The following is a 17677-nucleotide window of genomic DNA, read 5'->3' as shown; positions in this document are numbered from 1 at the left end:
GGGGGGTAAAACTCCCCCCCCCCCCCCCCCCCTACTTGGTTAGTGTCAGTGTCAGGAACCAACGACTTATCGAGAAGGCAGGTACCGTGACTTACCAGAATCCCGCCATGACTTCAGCCACCTCCGGTCTGAATCTCAGCGACTCGGTGTACGAACGCCTGCTTCGCGAGCGCATCATCTTCCTCGGCACGCAGGTGGACGACGATATCGCGAACAAGCTGTGCGCCCAGATCCTGCTGCTGTCGGCAGAGGACCCCACCCGGGACATCTCCCTGTACATCAACTCGCCCGGCGGCTCGGTCACGGCCGGCATGGCGATCTTCGACACGATGCAGTTCGCCGAGTGCGACGTTGCGACCTTCGGCATGGGCCTGGCCGCCTCGATGGGGCAGTTCCTCCTGTCGGCGGGCACCAAGGGCAAGCGGTACGCCCTGCCGCACGCGCGGATCATGATGCACCAGCCGTCGGCCGGTATCGGCGGCACCGCATCCGACATCGCGATCATGGCGGAGCAGTTCGCGCACACCAAGCGCGAGATGGCCGAGCTCATCGCGGAGCACACCGGTCAGACCGTCGAGCAGATCACCGCGGACTCGGATCGTGACCGCTGGTTCACCGCGAAGGAAGCGCTCGAGTACGGCTTCGTCGACCACGTCATCACCCGCGCGCGGCAGGCCGGCGGCGCAGGCAACTAGCCGCAACGCACCCGACCTTCCGCTCACACCATCCTGGAGAACTGATGACCAACCTCTTCGATCCCCGTGCCGCTCACGCACTCGGCGGCCAGGCTCCGGCCGGCGCTCAGTCGCGCTACATCCTGCCCTCCTTCATCGAGCACTCCAGCTACGGAGTCAAGGAGTCCAACCCCTACAACAAGCTCTTCGAGGAGCGCATCATCTTCCTCGGCGTGCAGGTGGACGACGCCTCGGCGAACGATGTCATGGCGCAGCTGCTGGTGCTCGAGTCGCTCGACCCGGACCGCGACATCACCATGTACATCAACTCGCCCGGCGGCTCGTTCACATCGCTGATGGCGATCTACGACACGATGCAGTACGTGCGGGCCGACATCACGACGGTCTGCCTCGGCCAGGCCGCGTCGGCGGCGGCCGTTCTGCTCGCGGCCGGCACCCCCGGCAAGCGTCTGGCGCTGCCGAACGCGCGCGTGCTGATCCATCAGCCCGCGACCGGTGGCATCCAGGGTCAGGTCTCCGATCTGGAGATCCAGGCGGCCGAGATCGAGCGCATGCGTCGACTGATGGAGACCACGCTCTCGAAGCACACCGGCAAGGATCCGGACGTCATCCGCAAGGACACCGATCGCGACAAGATTCTGACGGCGGAGGAGGCGAAGGAGTACGGCATCATCGACGACGTGCTCCAGTACCGGAAGCTGTCCGCCCAGAAGTGATGTGGGGCATCCCGGTTCGCCGACACGCCGAGCGATCGGATTGCGGTGGACCGGGGTGCGCACCCGTCGAGCTGGGACATTCCGCGTGCTGCACGCGGATGTGATTCATGTGTCGGATTCGTGTTCGCCGTGTGGGAATCACCGGCTTTTGGTCGACCTCGTTCCCGATCTGCGGGTACGGTCACACCATGGGCCTTCGATCCTGAGCCGAGGGCACGCGATCACCGAAGAGTGATCCGCGGGGATTCGGGTGAGGGTGCTCGCACGTAGACAAGGAAGTAGGGACCTTACGAGATGGCACGCATCGGTGACGGCGGCGATCTGCTCAAGTGCTCTTTCTGCGGTAAGAGCCAGAAGCAGGTCAAGAAGCTCATTGCGGGACCCGGGGTCTACATCTGCGACGAATGCATCGATCTGTGCAACGAGATCATCGAGGAAGAGCTGGCGGAATCCAGTGAGGTCAAGCTCGACGAGCTGCCCAAGCCCGCGGAGATCCGCGACTTCCTCGAGAACTACGTGATCGGCCAGGACGCTGCGAAGCGGACGTTGGCGGTGGCGGTCTACAACCACTACAAGCGCATCCAGGCGGGCGACCGCAGTCGGGACGCGCGCGGTGAGACCGTCGAGTTGGCCAAGTCGAACATCCTGATGCTCGGCCCCACCGGCTGTGGCAAGACGTACCTCGCGCAGACGTTGGCGAAGATGCTCAACGTGCCCTTCGCGATCGCGGACGCGACGGCGCTGACCGAGGCCGGATACGTCGGCGAGGATGTCGAGAACATTCTGCTGAAGCTGATCCAGGCCGCCGACTACGACGTCAAGCGCGCCGAGACCGGCATCATCTACATCGACGAGGTCGACAAGATCGCCCGCAAGAGCGAGAACCCGTCGATCACGCGGGACGTGTCCGGTGAGGGCGTGCAGCAGGCGCTGCTGAAGATCCTCGAGGGCACGCAGGCGAGCGTGCCGCCGCAGGGTGGGCGCAAGCATCCGCACCAGGAGTTCATCCAGATCGACACCACCAACGTGCTGTTCATCGTGGCGGGCGCGTTCGCCGGGCTCGAGAAGATCGTCTCCGATCGAGTCGGCAAGCGCGGCATCGGGTTCGGTGCCGAGGTGCGTTCGAAGGCGGAGATCGACACGCAGGATCACTTCTCGGAGGTCATGCCCGAGGATCTGATCAAGTTCGGTCTGATTCCCGAGTTCATCGGCCGTCTTCCGATCGTGGCGTCGGTGACGAACCTCGACAAGGATTCTCTCGTCAAGATCCTCTCAGAGCCGAAGAATGCGCTCGTCAAGCAGTACACCCGACTGTTCGACATGGATGGTGTCGAACTGGAGTTCTCGGTGGACGCTCTGGAGGCGATCGCTGACCAGGCGATTCACCGTGGCACGGGCGCACGTGGTCTGCGCGCGATCATGGAGGAAGTCCTGCTGCCGGTGATGTACGACATCCCCAGCCGTGACGATGTCGCGAAGGTGGTCGTCACTGCGGAGACCGTCAACGACAACGTCCTACCGACGATCGTGCCGCGCAAGCCGGACCGCAACGAGCGCCGCGACAAGAGCGCGTAGTCCTGCTCCGAACGATTCGAGCGAAGCCCGGGTGCCGACAGTGCGCCCGGGCTTCCCTCGTTTCAGGGCGCGCGGAGAAGGGCCAGCGCGAGGGAGTTGAGTTCTTTCTCGAAGTCGGCGAGATCGGGCGCCGAACCGGCCTCACGCTCGCGCTCCCACGTGGCCAGACCGGACACCACGAATCGCGCCGCCATGGCGACGCGTCGGGCGCGGCTGGCGGGGTCGAGGTGGGTGAGCTCGGCGCGGATGCCCGCGAAGAGCTCCTGCAGCAATGTGGTGTCGCGTATGCGGGGGAACCGCGGATCGTCCGGCACGAGCGATGTCGGCCGGCTGACGAAGTCCATGTGTACGCCGGTCAGCCACTGTTCGTTGAAGCGCGCCCAGTACGACGGCGTGTGCGCGGCGACCTCGGCGACGAACGGGTGCACGTAGGCGGCGACGAGACCGGTCAGCCGGTCGGGGTCGTCGTCGAGGTTGTCGAGCATCTCGCGGCGCCGCTCGTTGACGCTGCCGAGGTGCTGCAACCACACCGATTCGAGCAGGCCGTCCCAGCTGCCGAAATGGTAGGCGATCGCCGAGTTGTTCCGCTGCCCGGCAGTTCTCACGATCTCCCGAGCGGAGACCCCGTGCATGCCGCGTTCGGCGATGAGGCGCTCGGCAACCTGGAGGATCGTGTCGCGACCGTTCGGGGTTGTCATAGCGGTCAGCGTACTGAATGGGCTATGTTCATCCGCCTGAGACATGTTTCTTAACTCGGAGGTGCTTTGTGTACTCGGTGATGAAGACCAGCGGTGGCGGGCGCGGACGCGTATTCGCCGTTGTCGCGGCAACGTCGGTCGCGCTGGTCGCGGCCGGCTGTAGCGGCGACGACGGTGGGAAGTCCACGGCACTCGAACCCGGCCGGTTGCTGTCGAGTCAGCCGCTCACGGGCGCCCCGGTGCTGCCCAGCGCCGCCCGCAGCGAACTGATCACCTACGTGTCGCAGAATGCGCAGGGTGACGCGGTGGTCGTGTCGGGCACGGTGTCCATTCCGAGGACATCCGCGCCGGAGGGCGGGTGGCCGGTGATCAGTTGGGCGCACGGCACCACGGGCGTGTCCGACCTCTGTGCACCGTCGGCCGACTCGGAGGACGGCCTCGCGCACGACTACCTCGGCGTGGTCGACGGCACGCTCGATCGCTACGTCGCCGACGGGTACGTGGTCCTGCAGACCGACTACGTCGGGATGGGGACACCCGGCGGGCATCCGTACATGGACGGCGGGACGGAGGCCAACGCCGTCGTCGACATCGTGCGCGCGAGCCGCGACCTCGACGATTCGATCAGCAGCCAGTGGTACGCGATGGGCCACAGCCAGGGCGGGCACGCCGCGCTGTTCACCGCTGCGCAGGGGGCGGACCGGGCGCCGGAGCTGGACCTGCGGGGCGCGGTCGCGATCGCACCAGGCAACGGCACCAGTCAGACGCCCGCCTACCTGGCCTCCGGAAACCCCGCCGTGGCACCGGCGCTCGCATTCCTGCCGCTGATCCTGCTCGGCGCAGAGGCCGCCGACCCGGCGATCGACGCCGATTCGTACGTCACGCCCGCCTCGAAGGCGCTGCTGACCGCCGCCCGCAACGGCTGCGTCGCGCAGATCCGCGACGTGATCCCGACGGTTCCCGTCGACCAGGCGTTCGCGCCCGGCGCGGACATGGACAAGCTGATCGGCTACCTGAAGAAGCAGGAGCCGTCGCAGCTGACGCTGTCGGTCCCCACGCTGATCCTGCAGGGCACCGCCGACACGCTGGTCGCCGAGCCGGGATCGCGGGCACTGGCGAAGACGTTGTGCGACAACGGTTCGTCGGTCGGATACAAGACGTACGAGGGGGTCGACCACCGCGCCGCCGTCGCGGACTCCTTCGGTGACGCCGAGCAGTTCTTCCAGCAGCTGCACAACGGCGAGACACCCACGGGCACCTGTTAGAAAGGTCCGAACAGCTCCGAGTAGCGCGGGGGATTCCCCACCAGGTCGCCGGTCGGGAGGGTGACGACGGTGTCGACGAGCTCGACGGCACCGTCGTCGTCCGCGCACTGCGCGGTCACGGCGTAGTCGGCGCTGTCGGTGTACTGGCCGGCGAGGTGCAAGGTCTCGTGGGGTGTGGTCGCCCAGTAGACGCCCACGCCACCGTCGTAGATCTCCATCAGTTGGCCCATGACGGACTGGTCATCCTCGTCATGGACGAGGATGGCGCACTTGGCGGGCGCATCGGTGGTGGACTGCACGTCCAGCAGCGTCACCACGATCGAGTTGCCGAACGTGCGGGCGTCGGCCTGCGCCGTGACGACCTCGCAGCACCCATGTGTGACGCTCTCCCGTTCGTCCCGGCTCGAGCGACATCCACTCTCGCACGTCAGATGTCGACGAGGCCGGCGATCACCCGATTCCGGGTGGGCTGTGGGGTTCTACCGCTTGATGCGGTGCTCGCCGGTGTAGACGTTCATGCTCTCGTCGCGGAGGAACCCGACGAGGGTCATCCCCTGGTCGCGGGCCAGGTCGACCGCCAGCGACGACGGCGCCGACACGGCGCCGAGCACAGGGATGCCGGCCATCGCGGCTTTCTGCACGAGTTCGAACGAGGCCCGGCCACTGACGATCAGGACGGCGTCGGACAGGGGGATTCGCCGCTCGGTGAGCGCCCAGCCGACGACCTTGTCGACAGCGTTGTGGCGACCGACGTCCTCGCGCAGCGCGAGGAGGGCCCCGTCGGGGGTGAACACCCCGGCCGCGTGCAGTCCGCCGGTGGCCTCGAACACCCGTTGGCCGCGCCGCAGGGTCGGCGGCATCGAGAACAGTGCGGCGGCAGTGACGTCGACGGTGCTGTCGGACGGCGTGAAGCGACTGCGGGTCGCGACGTCGTCGAGCGACGCCTTGCCGCACACCCCGCACGCCGACGTGGTGAGGAACTCGCGTCGGCCCTTCGTCCCCGGGTCCGGGACGTCTGCGGCCAGTTCGACGTCGAGGACGTTGTACGTGTTGGTGCCGTCGTCGTCGACGCCGTCGCAGTACCGGATCACCGAGACATCCTCGGCGCTGCCGACGATGCCCTCGGCCAGCAGGAATCCGTGGACCAGGTCGATGTCGTTGCCGGGGGTGCGCATCGTGACGGTGAGGGGCCGCCCGCCGAGCCGGATCTCGAGGGGCTCCTCGACGGCCAGCGCGTCCGGGCGGCGCCGGGTCCCGTCCGGGGTGATGCGCAGGACGGGCCGCCGGGCGGTGACTCGTCCCATCAGCCGGCCCGGGTGGGTTCGAGTCGCACGACGATCGCCTTCGACACCGGCGTGTTCGACTTGGCGGCAACATGATCCAGCGGGACCAGTGGGTTGGTCTCGGGGTAGTAGGCGGCCGCGTTGCCGCGCGGGGTGCTGTACTCGACGATTCGGAAGTCGGGGACGCGACGTTCCTCGATCGTGCCGTCGGCGGTGGTCCACTCGGACACCAGATTCACCATCTGCCCGTCGGACAGTCCCATCTCGGCGATGTCGGCGGCGCTGACGAAGACGACCCTCCGCCCGCCCTTGACGCCGCGGTAACGGTCGTCGAGGCCGTAGATCGTCGTGTTGTACTGGTCGTGGCTGCGCATCGTCTGCAGGATCAGGCGTCCCGGCGGGGTGGGAACCCACTCGAGCGGGTTGACCGCGAAAGTGGCTCGGCCGGTGTGGGTCCGGAACTCCCGGGCATCGCGCGGAGGATGCGGCAGCTGGAAGCCGTCGGGTCGACGCACCCGGGTGTTGTAGTCCGCGCAGCCCGGCACGACGCGCGAGATCGAATCCCGGATCAGGTCGTAGTCGGCCTCGAACTCGGCCCACGGCACCGGATGTCCGGAGCCGAGCAGTTCGCGAGCGAGCTGGCAGACGATCGCGACCTCGCTGCGTAGGTGCTCGCTCACCGGCTTCAACCGCCCGCGGGACAGATGCACCATCGACATCGAATCCTCCACCGACACCAGTTGCCTGCCGGTCGCCTGGACGTCGAGGTCGGTGCGGCCGAGGGTCGGCAGGATCAGCGCGGTGCGCCCGTGCACGACGTGGCTGCGGTTGAGCTTGGTCGAGACCTGCACCGTCAGTTCGCAGTTCCGCAGCGCCTCCTCGGTGGCCGCGGTGTCCGGGGTGGCCGACACGAAGTTGCCGCCCATAGCCATGAACACCCGGCCGCGACCGTCGCGCATCGCCCGGATCGCGTCGACGGTGTCCCATCCGTGGCGGCGCGGGCTCGCGATCGAGAACTCGGTGTCCAGGGCGGCGAGGAACTCCTCGGGCATCTTCTCCCAGATGCCCATGGTGCGGTCGCCCTGGACGTTGGAATGGCCGCGGACCGGGCACACCCCGGCGCCCGGTTTGCCGATCATGCCGCGCATGAGCAGCAGATTGACGGCCTCCTGGATGGTGGCCACCGCGTGGGCCTGCTGTGTGAGTCCCATCGCCCAGCACGTGACGGTGCGCTCGGACCGGGCCAGCGCACGGGCGGTGTCCTCGAGTTGCTGCATCGTGAGCCCGGTGGCCTCGACGACGGTGTCCAGGTCGACGGCGCGCACGTGCGCGGCGTACTCGTCGAACCCGGCGCTGTGCCGGTCGACGAACGCGCGGTCGACGACGGTGCCCGGCGCGCGGTCCTCGGCCTCGAGCAGCAGCCGGCCCAGACCCTGGAAGAGCGCCATGTCGCCGCCGAGGCGGATCTGCAGGAACTCGTCGGCGATCTGGACCCCGTCACCGACGACGCCGTTGATCTTCTGCGGGTCCTTGAACCGGCGCAGGCCGGCCTCCGGCAGCGGGTTGATCGCGATGATCCGGGCGCCGTTGGCCTTCGCCTTCTCGAGGGTGGACAGCATCCGGGGGTGGTTGGTGCCGGGGTTCTGGCCGGCGATGAGGATGAGGTCGGCCTGCTCGATGTCCGGCACCGAGACCGAGCCCTTGCCGATGCCGATGGCCTCGGTGAGCGCACTGCCGGACGACTCGTGGCACATGTTGGAGCAGTCGGGCATGTTGTTGGTGCCGAAGCTGCGGATCATCAACTGGTAGAGGAACGCCGCCTCGTTGCTGGTGCGGCCGGACGTGTAGAAGACGGCCTCGTCGGGGCTGCCGAGCCCACGCAGGTGGCCGGCGATCAGTCGGTAGGCGTCGGCCCAGTCGATCGGTTCGTAGTGCTCGCTGCCGGGCCGCAGCACCATCGGGTGCGTGAGCCGGCCCTGCTGTCCGAGCCAGTAGGCGGTGTGCCCGGCCAGATCGGCGATCGAGTGCGCGGCGAAGAAGGCGGGTGTGACCGTCCGGAGCGTCGCCTCCTCGGCGACGGCCTTGGCGCCGTTCTCGCAGAACTCGGCCGGCTTGCGGTGGCCGGGTGTCTCGGGCCAGGCACAACCGGGGCAGTCGAAGCCGTGGCGCTGGTTTAGTCGGGTCAGGGTGCGAGCGGTGCGGGCGATGCCCATCTGTTCGACCGCGCGCTCCAACGAGACGAGCACCGCGGGCACGCCCGCCGCGTAGTCCTTGGTGTGGCCGACGACGAGATCGTTCTCGTCGATGTCTTCCCGGGGACCCTTGCGCGTCATGCATCCCATACTGGCCCGGGAAATCCCGCGATGCACGGTCCGACGCACCGAACCGCGGGGTAAGGTCGGCGAGCCTTACCTACTTTGTGCTGGTGTGCGTGAACGGAGGGTCTGTCGATGGGGGATAGCCGAGCGGGTGGCGGCTTCGGGACGGGTGTGGGTGCGCTCTCGCGGAGGGGGTTCCTGATCGGCGGCACGGGCGCCCTGCTGACGTTCGCGGCGGCCTGCACCAGCGCCGAATCCGGCGGCGATGGCTCCGACGGCGCGCCCGGCGCGACCGTGGCCCACAAGTACGGGCAGACCACCGTGCCCGACCGGCCCCAGCGGGTGGTGAGCGTCGGCTACAACGACCAGGACACGCTGCTTGCCCTCGGGACCGTGCCGGTCGGGGTGTTCGACTGGTACGGCGACTACCCGAGTGCGGTGTGGCCGTGGGCGCAGGACGATCTGGGTGACGCGGAACTGCCGATCATCGGCAGCGCGAGCAGCGGCATCGACATCGAGAAGGTCGCCGGCGTCGCACCCGACCTCGTCGTGGGCACGTACTCGGGCCTCACCCAGGGCCAGTACGACAAGCTGTCCGATATCGCCCCGACGGTGGCGCAGCCGGCCGGGGTCGCGGACTACGGCGTGCGCTGGCAGGACCAGACCACGATTCTCGGGCAGGCACTCGGGCGGCAGGACCGAGCCGCAGAACTGGTGGCCGGTGTCCAGCAGCAGTTCACCGACGTCGCGGCCGCCAACCCGGTGTTCGCCGGAAAGACGGTGCTCGTCGGGGCGCTGAAGGGCCCGGGCCAGTTCGGGGTGTACGGACCGGACGACCCCAAGGTTCGGTTCTTCACCGAACTCGGGTTCGTCAATCCGCCGGTCACCGAGCAGATCCGGAAGACGAACTTTGCCGAGATCAGTACCGAGCAACTCTCGCTCGCCGATGTCGATCTCCTCGTCTGGTACGCGGGCGGCGGGTTCGGCGACGACCTGCGCGCCGAGCTCGCCAGGACGCCGATCTATCAGACCCTCGACGTCGTCCAGGCGGGGCGCACGATCATCCTCGACGACGAGGCGGCGGAGGCCATGACGTGGAGCACCGTGCTGAGCCTGCCGTACGCGCTGCAGCAGATCCCGCCCCGAATCGCACCACTGCTGGGCTGATCCGGCCGGTACCCTCGCGATCATGGCAGTCGTCGTGCGACCTGTGACCCGACCGGACATTCCCGCGCTGTCGCGCGCGCTGGCCGAGGCGTTCGACGACGACCCGGTGATGAGCTGGATGTTGCCCGACGCCGCGAAACGGCCGGCCGGCCTGGCGCGGTTGTTCGCCGCCGAGATCAGGTACCACCATCTCGCCGGTGGGGGTGCGGAGCTTGCCGAGTCGGCCGACGGGACCATAGTCGGTGGCGCGCTGTGGGATCCGCCGGGCCGCTGGAAGCAGTCGGCGTTCGGGTCCTTGCTGAGCCTGCCGACCGTCGCGCTGGCACTGGGGCGGTACCTGCGCGTCGGTGCCGAGGTCTCGCACGTCCTCGAGGCCGCGCATCCCACCGAACCGCACTGGTATCTGGCGACCATCGGCACCTCGACGGCGGGCCGCGGTGGCGGCTTCGGCAAGGCCCTGCTGAACTCGCGCCTGTCCCGCTGCGACGCCGAGGCGGCGCCGGCCTACCTGGAATCCAGCAAGCACGCGAACATTCCCTACTACGAACGGTTCGGGTTCGAGGTCACCGGAGAGATCGTGATCCCGAACGGTGGCCCGACGTTGTGGAAGATGTGGCGAAATCCGCGGTGATCGAATCGTGAATGTGCACCGTGACGGCCGTCACCGGCGGTCACCGCGTGGTACCAATCTGGGGTGACCTCGACCCCGCAGCACCCCCTCGGCACCCCGTTCCAGGACCTCGACGACTATCTGGCCCTGCCCCGCATGTCGGGCCTCGAGCTGTCTCCGGACGGCACCCGACTGGTCGTTGCGCAGGCGGTCCTCGACGACACGGCCACCAAGTACGTGTCCGCGCTGTGGGAGATCGATCCGGCGGGTGCGGGCCCCGCGCGGCGACTGACGTGGGGATCGAAGGGCGAATCCGGCGCCGCATTCACCTACGACGGCGATCTGCTGTTCACGTCGACGCGGCCCTCGCCCGACGACTCCGACGACACGGCGGCGTCACTGTGGCGGTTGCCCGCAGCCGGCGGCGAGGCGCACCGGGTGGCCGGCCGCGGCGGTGGGATCGCGGGCGTGCGTGCCGCGCGTGCCGCGGCGCGGGTCGTGGTGAACACCGGTGTCCTCGGGTCGTCCGGGGCGGCCGAGGACGACGAGCGGATCCGCGGCGAGCGCAAGGACAAGAAGATCTCGGCCGTCCTGCACACCGGTTACCCGGTGCGGCACTGGGACCACGACCTCGGTCCCGACGTCCCGCACCTGCTGGCCGCTGCGACCGGCGCCGACGAGATCGTGCTCGACGACCTGACGCCGACGCCGGGCATCGCACTGCGCGACGCCGACTACGCGCTCGCCGACGACGGCTCGTTCGTCGTCAGCACCTGGTCGGTCCCAGGTGTGCTCGGCACGATGCGCACGATCCTGGTGCGCATCGACGTGGCGACGGGCGAGCGCGCCACGCTCGTCGACGACGACGAGGCGGACCTGTCGCGTCCAGCGATCTCTCCCGACGGCACGCAGTTGGTGTACCTGCGTGAATCACACGGGGATCCGGAACGTGCGCCGCGAATCACGCTGCACCGCATAGCCTTTGCGGGCGGGGTCGTCGAGGACCTCGCGCCGGGCTGGGATCGTTGGCCGACGGCCGTCGCGTGGCTGCCGGACGGCGACGGCCTGCTCGTCACCGCCGACGACCGCGGCCGCGGCCCGATCTTCCTGGTCCGCGGCGATGCGCCGGTGGCACTGACGGCCGACGACGCCGCCTACACCGATCTGCGGCCCGCCCCTGACGGTTCCGCGGTGTACGCGATGCGTGCCTCGTACGCGCGGCCGCCGCACCCGGTGCGGATCGCCCTTGTCGGCGACGTCGGCGACGTCACCGAACTGCGTGCCCCGTCGGAGGCTCCCCGGCTCCCCGGCCGTCTCACCGAGGTGGTGGGGCAGGCCGCCGACGGCACCCCACTGCGCTCGTGGCTGGCGCTGCCCGAGTCGGCGTCGGCGGAGCACCCCGCGCCGCTGCTGCTGTGGGTGCACGGTGGCCCCCTGAACTCGTGGAACACCTGGTCGTGGCGCTGGAATCCCTGGCTGCTGGCCGCCAAGGGGTACGCGGTGCTGCTGCCGGACCCCGCACTGTCCACCGGCTACGGGCAGGACTTCGTCCAGCGCGGCTGGGGTCAATGGGGCAAGGCGCCCTACACCGATCTGATGGCGATCACCGACGCCGCGGAGGCGCTGCCGGAGATCGATGCGAAGCGGACGGCCGCGATGGGCGGCTCGTTCGGCGGCTACATGGCCAACTGGATTGCCGGCCACACCGACCGCTTCAAGGCGATTGTCACGCACGCGAGCCTGTGGGCGCTGGACCAGTTCGGGCCCACCACCGACGCCGCCTGGTACTGGCAGCGCGAGATGACGCCCGAGATGGCGTTCGAGAACTCCCCGCACCTCTACGTCGCCGACATCGTCACCCCGATGCTGGTGATCCACGGAGACAAGGACTACCGCGTGCCGATCGGGGAGGGGCTGCGGCTCTGGTACGAGCTGCTGTCCGAGTCGGGCCTGCCGGCCGACGACCAGGGGGAGACCGACCATCGGTTCCTCTACTTCCCGGACGAGAACCACTGGGTGCTCAGCCCCCAGCACGCCAAGATCTGGTACCAGGTGGTGGACTCGTTCCTCGCCGAGCACGTGCTCGAGGAGAACGTGCCGCTGCCCGACGTCCTGGGATTCTGATACGCCGATTTGCGCACTTGTCGTTCCTGGACGTGCCGAGCTGGGACCGACAAGTGCGCAAATCGCGGGGACGGGCGAGGACCCCGAGCCGGGTCCGGGCGATTCGGCACCACTGATTACGATTGGGGGGTGACCCGTGCGCCAGAGACTCCCCAGACCCCCGCAGACGCCCTCCCCAAGAGCTGGGATCCCAGCGCGGTAGAGGCCGACTTGTATCAGGGCTGGGTAGACGCCGGTTACTTCACGGCCGACCCGTCGAGCGACAAGCCCGGCTACTCGATTGTGCTGCCGCCGCCGAACGTCACCGGCAGCCTGCACATGGGCCACGCGCTCGACCACACCCTGATGGACGCGCTGTGCCGCCGCAAGCGGATGCAGGGCTTCGAGGTGCTGTGGCTGCCCGGAATGGACCACGCCGGTATCGCGACGCAGACGATCGTCGAGAAGCAGCTGGCCGCGGACGGCAAGAAGAAGGAAGACTTCGGCCGCGAGCAGTTCATCGAGAAGGTCTGGGACTGGAAGCGCGAGTCCGGCGGCACCATCCAGGGCCAAATGCGCCGCATCGGCGACGGTGTCGACTGGTCCCGCGACCGCTTCACGATGGACGAGGGCCTCTCGCGTGCCGTCCAGACCATCTTCAAGCGCCTGTACGACGACGGCCTCATCTACCGAGCCGAGCGCCTCGTCAACTGGTCGCCGGTGCTGCAGACCGCGATCTCCGACATCGAGGTGAAGTTCGAGGAGGTCGAGGGCGAGCTCGTCTCGCTGCGCTACGGCTCCCTCGAGGACGACCAGCCGCACGTCATCGTCGCCACCACGCGTGTCGAGACGATGCTCGGTGACACCGCGGTCGCGGTCCACCCCGAGGACCAGCGGTACAAGCACCTCGTCGGCACCACCCTCGAGCATCCGTTCACGGGCCGGCAGATCCCGATCATCGCCGACGACTACGTCGACCCCGCGTTCGGCACCGGCGCCGTGAAGATCACGCCCGCGCACGACCCCAACGACTTCGAGATGGGTGTTCGGCACAACCTGCCGATGCCCACCATCATGGACAAGACCGGCAAGATCGCCGACACCGGAACGCAGTTCGACGGCATGGACCGCTTCGAGGCCCGCGTCAAGGTTCGCGAGGCGCTCGCCGAGCAGGGGCGCGTCGTCGCCGAGAAGCGTCCGTACGTGCACAGCGTCGGCCACTCGGAGCGCTCCGGCGAGACCATCGAGCCGCGGCTGTCGATGCAGTGGTGGGTCAAGGTCGACGCGCTCGCGAAGGCCGCCGGTGACGCGGTCCGCAATGGCGACACCGTCATTCATCCCGCCAGCCAGGAGCCGCGCTGGTTCGCGTGGGTCGACAACATGCACGACTGGTGCATCTCGCGTCAGCTGTGGTGGGGCCACCGCATCCCGATCTGGTACGGCCCGAACGGCGAGGTGCAGTGCTTCGGTCCGGACGAGACCGCACCCGAGGGCTGGGAGCAGGACCCCGACGTTCTCGACACGTGGTTCTCCTCGGGCCTGTGGCCGTTCTCCACGATGGGCTGGCCCGACAAGACCCCTGAGATCGAGAAGTTCTATCCCACAAGCGTTCTCGTCACCGGCTACGACATCCTGTTCTTCTGGGTCGCGCGGATGATGATGTTCGGCACGTACGTCGCCGGCGACGACGCTGCCGGTGGCGGCAAGGTGCCCTTCCAGGACCTGTTCCTGCACGGCCTGGTCCGCGACCAGTTCGGCAAGAAGATGTCGAAGTCCCGCGGCAACGGCATCGACCCGCTCGACTGGGTCGACCGTTTCGGCGCGGACGCGCTGCGCTTCACGCTCGCCCGCGGCGCCAACCCGGGCAGCGACCTCGCGGTCGGCGAGGACCACGCGCAGTCGTCCCGCAATTTCGCGAACAAGCTGTTCAACGCCACCAAGTTCGCGTTGATGAACGGCGCGGTCGTGGCGGATCTGCCGCCCCGCGATCAGCTCACCGACACCGACCGCTGGATCCTCGACCGGCTCGAGCACGTCCGCGGCGAGGTCGACGAGGCGTTCGAGAAGTTCGAGTTCTCCAAGGCCTGCGAGGCGCTGTACCACTTCGCGTGGGACGAGGTCTGTGACTGGTACCTCGAGCTCGCCAAGGTGCAGCTGGCCGCGGACGAGACGGCAGCGGCGTCCACCCGAGCCGTCCTCGGCAACGTGCTCGACACGCTGCTGCGCATGCTGCACCCGGTGATCCCGTTCGTCACCGAGACGCTGTGGAAGGTCCTCACCGGCGGCGAGTCCGTCGTGATCGCCGACTGGCCGGCCGCGACCGGTGTCGCGACGGATCCCGTTGCGGCCCAGCGTGTCGAGGACATGCAGCGTCTGGTGACCGAGGTCCGCCGCTTCCGCAGCGACCAGGGGCTCAAGCCGTCTCAGAAGGTGGCGGCACGCCTGACCGGTGCCCCCGAGGCGGACATCGAGAGCCAGCTGGCGTCGGTGGCGTCCCTCGCGAAGCTCACGGAACCGTCCGAGACGTTCGCGGCGACCGCATCGGTCGAGGTGCGCCTGAGCAAGGCCACCGTCACCGTCGAGCTCGATACGTCGGGCACCGTCGACCTCGGTGCCGAGAAGAAGCGCCTCGAGAAGGACCTCGCGGTCGCCGAGAAGGAGCTTGCCGGTACCGCGGCGAAGCTGTCGAACGAGGCCTTCCTGGCGAAGGCCCCCGACGCGGTCGTCGACAAGATCCGTGCGCGCCAGCAGGTGGCGCAGGAGGAGATCGCTCGCATGTCGGCACGTCTGAAGGAGCTGGGCGGAGCGTGAGTACCGAACGTCCGGGCGCACCCGACCCGGTCGATCTCGCCGAACTCGCGCTCGTCGAGGCGGAGCTGGACCAGCGGTGGCCCGAGACCAAGATCGAGCCGTCGCTGACCCGGATCTCCGCGCTGATGGATCTGCTCGGATCACCGCAGCAGAACTATCCGGCCATCCACGTCGCCGGCACCAACGGCAAGACGTCGGTGACGCGGATGATCGATGCGCTGATGACCCAGCTGCACCGACGGACGGGCCGGACCACGAGTCCGCACCTCCAGTTGGCGACCGAGCGGATCAGCATCGACGGATCCCCGATCTCGGTGCGCACCTACGTCGACACCTACCGTGAGCTCGAGCCGTACATCCGGATGATCGACCAGCAGTCCGAGGCTGCCGGCGGCCCCGCGATGAGCAAGTTCGAGGTCACCACCGCGATGGCGTACGCCGCCTTCGCGGAGGCGCCCGTGGACATCGCGGTCGTCGAGACCGGGCTGGGCGGCAAGTGGGACGCCACCAACGTCATCGACGCCCAGGTCGCGGTCATCACCCCGATCGGCCTCGACCACGTCGACTACCTCGGTCCCGACCTCGAATCGATCGCGGGGGAGAAGGCCGGGATCATCAAGAAGGGCCGTGACAGCGGTATCGAGGGGGTCGCCCCGATCGACACTGTCGCGATCATCGCAGAGCAGAGCCCCGAGGTGATGGACGTGCTGCTGCGCCGCGCCGTCGAGGCGGATGCCGCGGTCGCCCGTGAGGGCTCGGAGTTCCGGGTGCTGCGCCGGCAGATCGCGATCGGTGGTCAGCAGCTGGAACTACAGGGCCTCGGCGGCGTGTACGAGGACATCTTCCTGCCGCTGCACGGCGAGCACCAGGCGCGCAACGCGTCGCTCGCGCTCGCGGCGGTCGAGGCGTTCTTCGGTGCCGGACCCGACCGTCAGCTCGACGCGGATGCGATCCGTGCCGGCTTCGCGTCCGTCGTCAACCCCGGACGGCTCGAGCGGGTCCGCAACGCGCCGACGGTGTTCCTCGACGCCGCGCACAATCCGCACGGGGCGCAGGCCCTCGCGGCCGCACTGGCCGCGGAATTCGACTTCCGTAAGCTCGTCGGCGTCGTCAGTGTCATGGGAGACAAGGACGTCGACGGCATCCTGGCCGCGCTCGAGCCGGTCTTCGACGAGATCGTCGTGACCCACAACGGGTCCCCGCGCGCGATGGACGTCGAGGACCTCGCGAACCGTGCCGTGGCGCGGTTCGGTGACGAACGAGTCGTCCTCGCGCCCACGCTGGCCGATGCACTCGAGACCGCGATCGGGCTGGCGGAGGAGGTCGCCGAACCCGGTGAGGCAGTCTCGGGGGCAGGCGTAGTCGTCACAGGTTCGGTTGTCACCGCGGGCGTTGCCCGCTCCCTGTTCGGAAAGGACCCCGCGTGAGCGAGACCCCGGAGACCCCAGAGAACTCCCAGTCCGGGTTCCGCCCGCCGGCGAAGGATCCGTGGAAGGGCTTCCGCGGCGTGATGGCGGGAACCCTCATCCTCGAGGCGATCGTGGTGCTGCTGGCGTTGCCCGTCGTCGCCGTCGTCAACGCGAAGGGCCTGACGTGGGCGTCGGGTCTGTACATCTGCGTGCTGGCGCTGCTGATGATCCTGGGTGCCGGAGTGCAGGGACGGCCGTGGGCGATGAAGTTCAACCTGACGCTGCAGGTCCTCACCGTTCTCGGCTTCTTCATCGACACGGCACTCGGCGTGATCGGGCTTCTGTTCGGTGCGGTGTGGTTGTACATCGTGTACCTGCGCAAGGACATCACGCGCCGGATCGAGCGGGGTCTGCTGCCGGGGCAACGAGACTGACCGTCTAGGCTGTTCGCCGTGACTGAGCGCACCCTGGTACTGATCAAGCCCGACGGCGTGGCCCGTGGCTACGTCGGCGAGATCCTCTCCCGCATCGAACGCAAGGGTCTGACCATTGCGGCGATGGAGCTGCGGACCGCATCCGGCGACGTCGCCGCGACGCACTACGCCGAACACGAAGGCAAGCCGTTCTACCCGGGGCTGCTCGACTTCATCACCTCCGGCCCGCTCGTGGCCGCCGTCCTCGAAGGCCCGCGTGCGATCGCCGCGTTCCGTCAGATCGCCGGCGGCACCGACCCGGTGGAGAAGGCAGTCCCCGGCACCATCCGCGCCGACCTCGCCCTCGACGGCGGACAGAATCTGGTCCACGGATCGGACTCCGTCGAGTCGGCCGAGCGTGAGATCGCTCTCTGGTTTCCCCAGCTCGCTCGGGCCTGAGGCCCACAACTCGGGACGCTCCCGGGCCGTCGTGCCCGCGGAGCGTCCTTTTGTTTTGTCACCTATCGGTGCGCCGATGAGAGGACACCCGGCCCAGGTGTGGGATACTGAAATCGGTCGGACCGCAATTTGGCTCCACGCGGATCCGATCGGAT

Annotated in this window: 15 protein-coding genes; 11 read left to right on the top strand and 4 right to left on the bottom strand. The window is 68.4% G+C overall.

Annotated elements, in window-relative coordinates; all coding sequences use genetic code 11:
• Window positions 1-86 precede the first annotated feature (86 nt).
• The 3 genes from AC1RIF_RS14855 (at window position 87) to clpX (ending at window position 2986) form a co-directional block, all read left to right on the top strand.
• A complete protein-coding gene (locus AC1RIF_RS14855; protein WP_407983947.1) occupies window positions 87-695 on the top strand; it encodes an ATP-dependent Clp protease proteolytic subunit in 609 nt (202 codons plus the stop codon).
• Window positions 696-739: 44 nt separating this feature from the next.
• Window positions 740-1411 (top strand): ATP-dependent Clp protease proteolytic subunit, encoded by a 672-nt coding sequence (locus AC1RIF_RS14850; protein ID WP_492602124.1) that lies wholly within the window; start codon window positions 740-742, stop codon window positions 1409-1411.
• 294 nt (window positions 1412-1705) lie between these two features.
• On the top strand, window positions 1706-2986 hold the full coding sequence (gene clpX / locus AC1RIF_RS14845; RefSeq protein ID WP_492602123.1) for an ATP-dependent Clp protease ATP-binding subunit ClpX: 1281 nt from the start codon (window positions 1706-1708) through the stop codon (window positions 2984-2986).
• Window positions 2987-3048: 62 nt separating this feature from the next.
• Here clpX and AC1RIF_RS14840 read toward each other — a convergent pair whose 3' ends face one another.
• Window positions 3049-3684, bottom strand: a complete 636-nt coding sequence (locus AC1RIF_RS14840) for a TetR/AcrR family transcriptional regulator (protein ID WP_492602122.1) — start codon at window positions 3682-3684, stop codon at window positions 3049-3051.
• A gap of 80 nt (window positions 3685-3764) precedes the next feature.
• Here AC1RIF_RS14840 and AC1RIF_RS14835 point away from each other — a divergent pair, with 80 nt between their 5' ends.
• Complete coding sequence (locus AC1RIF_RS14835) at window positions 3765-4949, top strand: alpha/beta hydrolase family protein (protein ID WP_492602368.1); 1185 nt, start codon at window positions 3765-3767, stop codon at window positions 4947-4949.
• On the opposite strand, the gene AC1RIF_RS14830 is transcribed toward AC1RIF_RS14835, so the two are convergent.
• The 3 genes from AC1RIF_RS14830 to AC1RIF_RS14820 form a co-directional block, all read right to left on the bottom strand.
• Window positions 4946-5263: a hypothetical protein gene (locus AC1RIF_RS14830; protein WP_492602121.1), complete on the bottom strand. Its 318-nt coding sequence runs from the start codon at window positions 5261-5263 to the stop codon at window positions 4946-4948. The genes AC1RIF_RS14835 and AC1RIF_RS14830 overlap by 4 nt on opposite strands.
• 165 nt (window positions 5264-5428) lie before the next feature.
• Complete coding sequence (gene fdhD / locus AC1RIF_RS14825; protein ID WP_492602120.1) at window positions 5429-6253, bottom strand: formate dehydrogenase accessory sulfurtransferase FdhD; 825 nt, start codon at window positions 6251-6253, stop codon at window positions 5429-5431.
• Window positions 6253-8565 carry an FdhF/YdeP family oxidoreductase gene (locus AC1RIF_RS14820; protein WP_492602119.1) on the bottom strand — a complete coding sequence of 771 codons (2313 nt, stop codon included), beginning with the start codon at window positions 8563-8565 and terminating at the stop codon, window positions 6253-6255. The genes fdhD and AC1RIF_RS14820 overlap by 1 nt, the downstream gene beginning before the upstream one ends.
• 117 nt (window positions 8566-8682) lie before the next feature.
• Between AC1RIF_RS14820 and AC1RIF_RS14815 the strand changes: the two genes are divergently transcribed.
• From AC1RIF_RS14815 to ndk, 7 genes are all read left to right on the top strand, one after another.
• Window positions 8683-9717: an iron-siderophore ABC transporter substrate-binding protein gene (locus tag AC1RIF_RS14815; protein WP_492602118.1), complete on the top strand. Its 1035-nt coding sequence runs from the start codon at window positions 8683-8685 to the stop codon at window positions 9715-9717.
• Window positions 9718-9739: 22 nt separating this feature from the next.
• Window positions 9740-10348 (top strand): GNAT family N-acetyltransferase, encoded by a 609-nt coding sequence (locus AC1RIF_RS14810; protein ID WP_492602117.1) that lies wholly within the window; start codon window positions 9740-9742, stop codon window positions 10346-10348.
• Window positions 10349-10483: 135 nt separating this feature from the next.
• The gene (locus tag AC1RIF_RS14805) at window positions 10484-12451 is read left to right on the top strand and encodes a S9 family peptidase (protein ID WP_492602367.1); all 1968 of its coding nucleotides are present in this window, start codon (window positions 10484-10486) and stop codon (window positions 12449-12451) included.
• 129 nt (window positions 12452-12580) lie between these two features.
• On the top strand, window positions 12581-15241 hold the full coding sequence (locus tag AC1RIF_RS14800; protein ID WP_492602116.1) for a valine--tRNA ligase: 2661 nt from the start codon (window positions 12581-12583) through the stop codon (window positions 15239-15241).
• Window positions 15238-16668, top strand: a complete 1431-nt coding sequence (gene folC, locus AC1RIF_RS14795) for a bifunctional tetrahydrofolate synthase/dihydrofolate synthase (RefSeq protein ID WP_492602115.1) — start codon at window positions 15238-15240, stop codon at window positions 16666-16668. The genes AC1RIF_RS14800 and folC overlap by 4 nt, the downstream gene beginning before the upstream one ends.
• An 83-nt stretch (window positions 16669-16751) precedes the next feature.
• Complete coding sequence (locus AC1RIF_RS14790; protein ID WP_492602366.1) at window positions 16752-17084, top strand: DUF4233 domain-containing protein; 333 nt, start codon at window positions 16752-16754, stop codon at window positions 17082-17084.
• 18 nt (window positions 17085-17102) lie between these two features.
• Window positions 17103-17522, top strand: a complete 420-nt coding sequence (gene ndk, locus AC1RIF_RS14785) for a nucleoside-diphosphate kinase (RefSeq protein ID WP_492602114.1) — start codon at window positions 17103-17105, stop codon at window positions 17520-17522.
• Window positions 17523-17677: the final 155 nt, after the last annotated feature.

Source organism: Prescottella sp. GW823-FHT02E09 (assembly GCF_058797375.1).
This window is presented reverse-complemented; position numbering and strand designations above follow the sequence as displayed.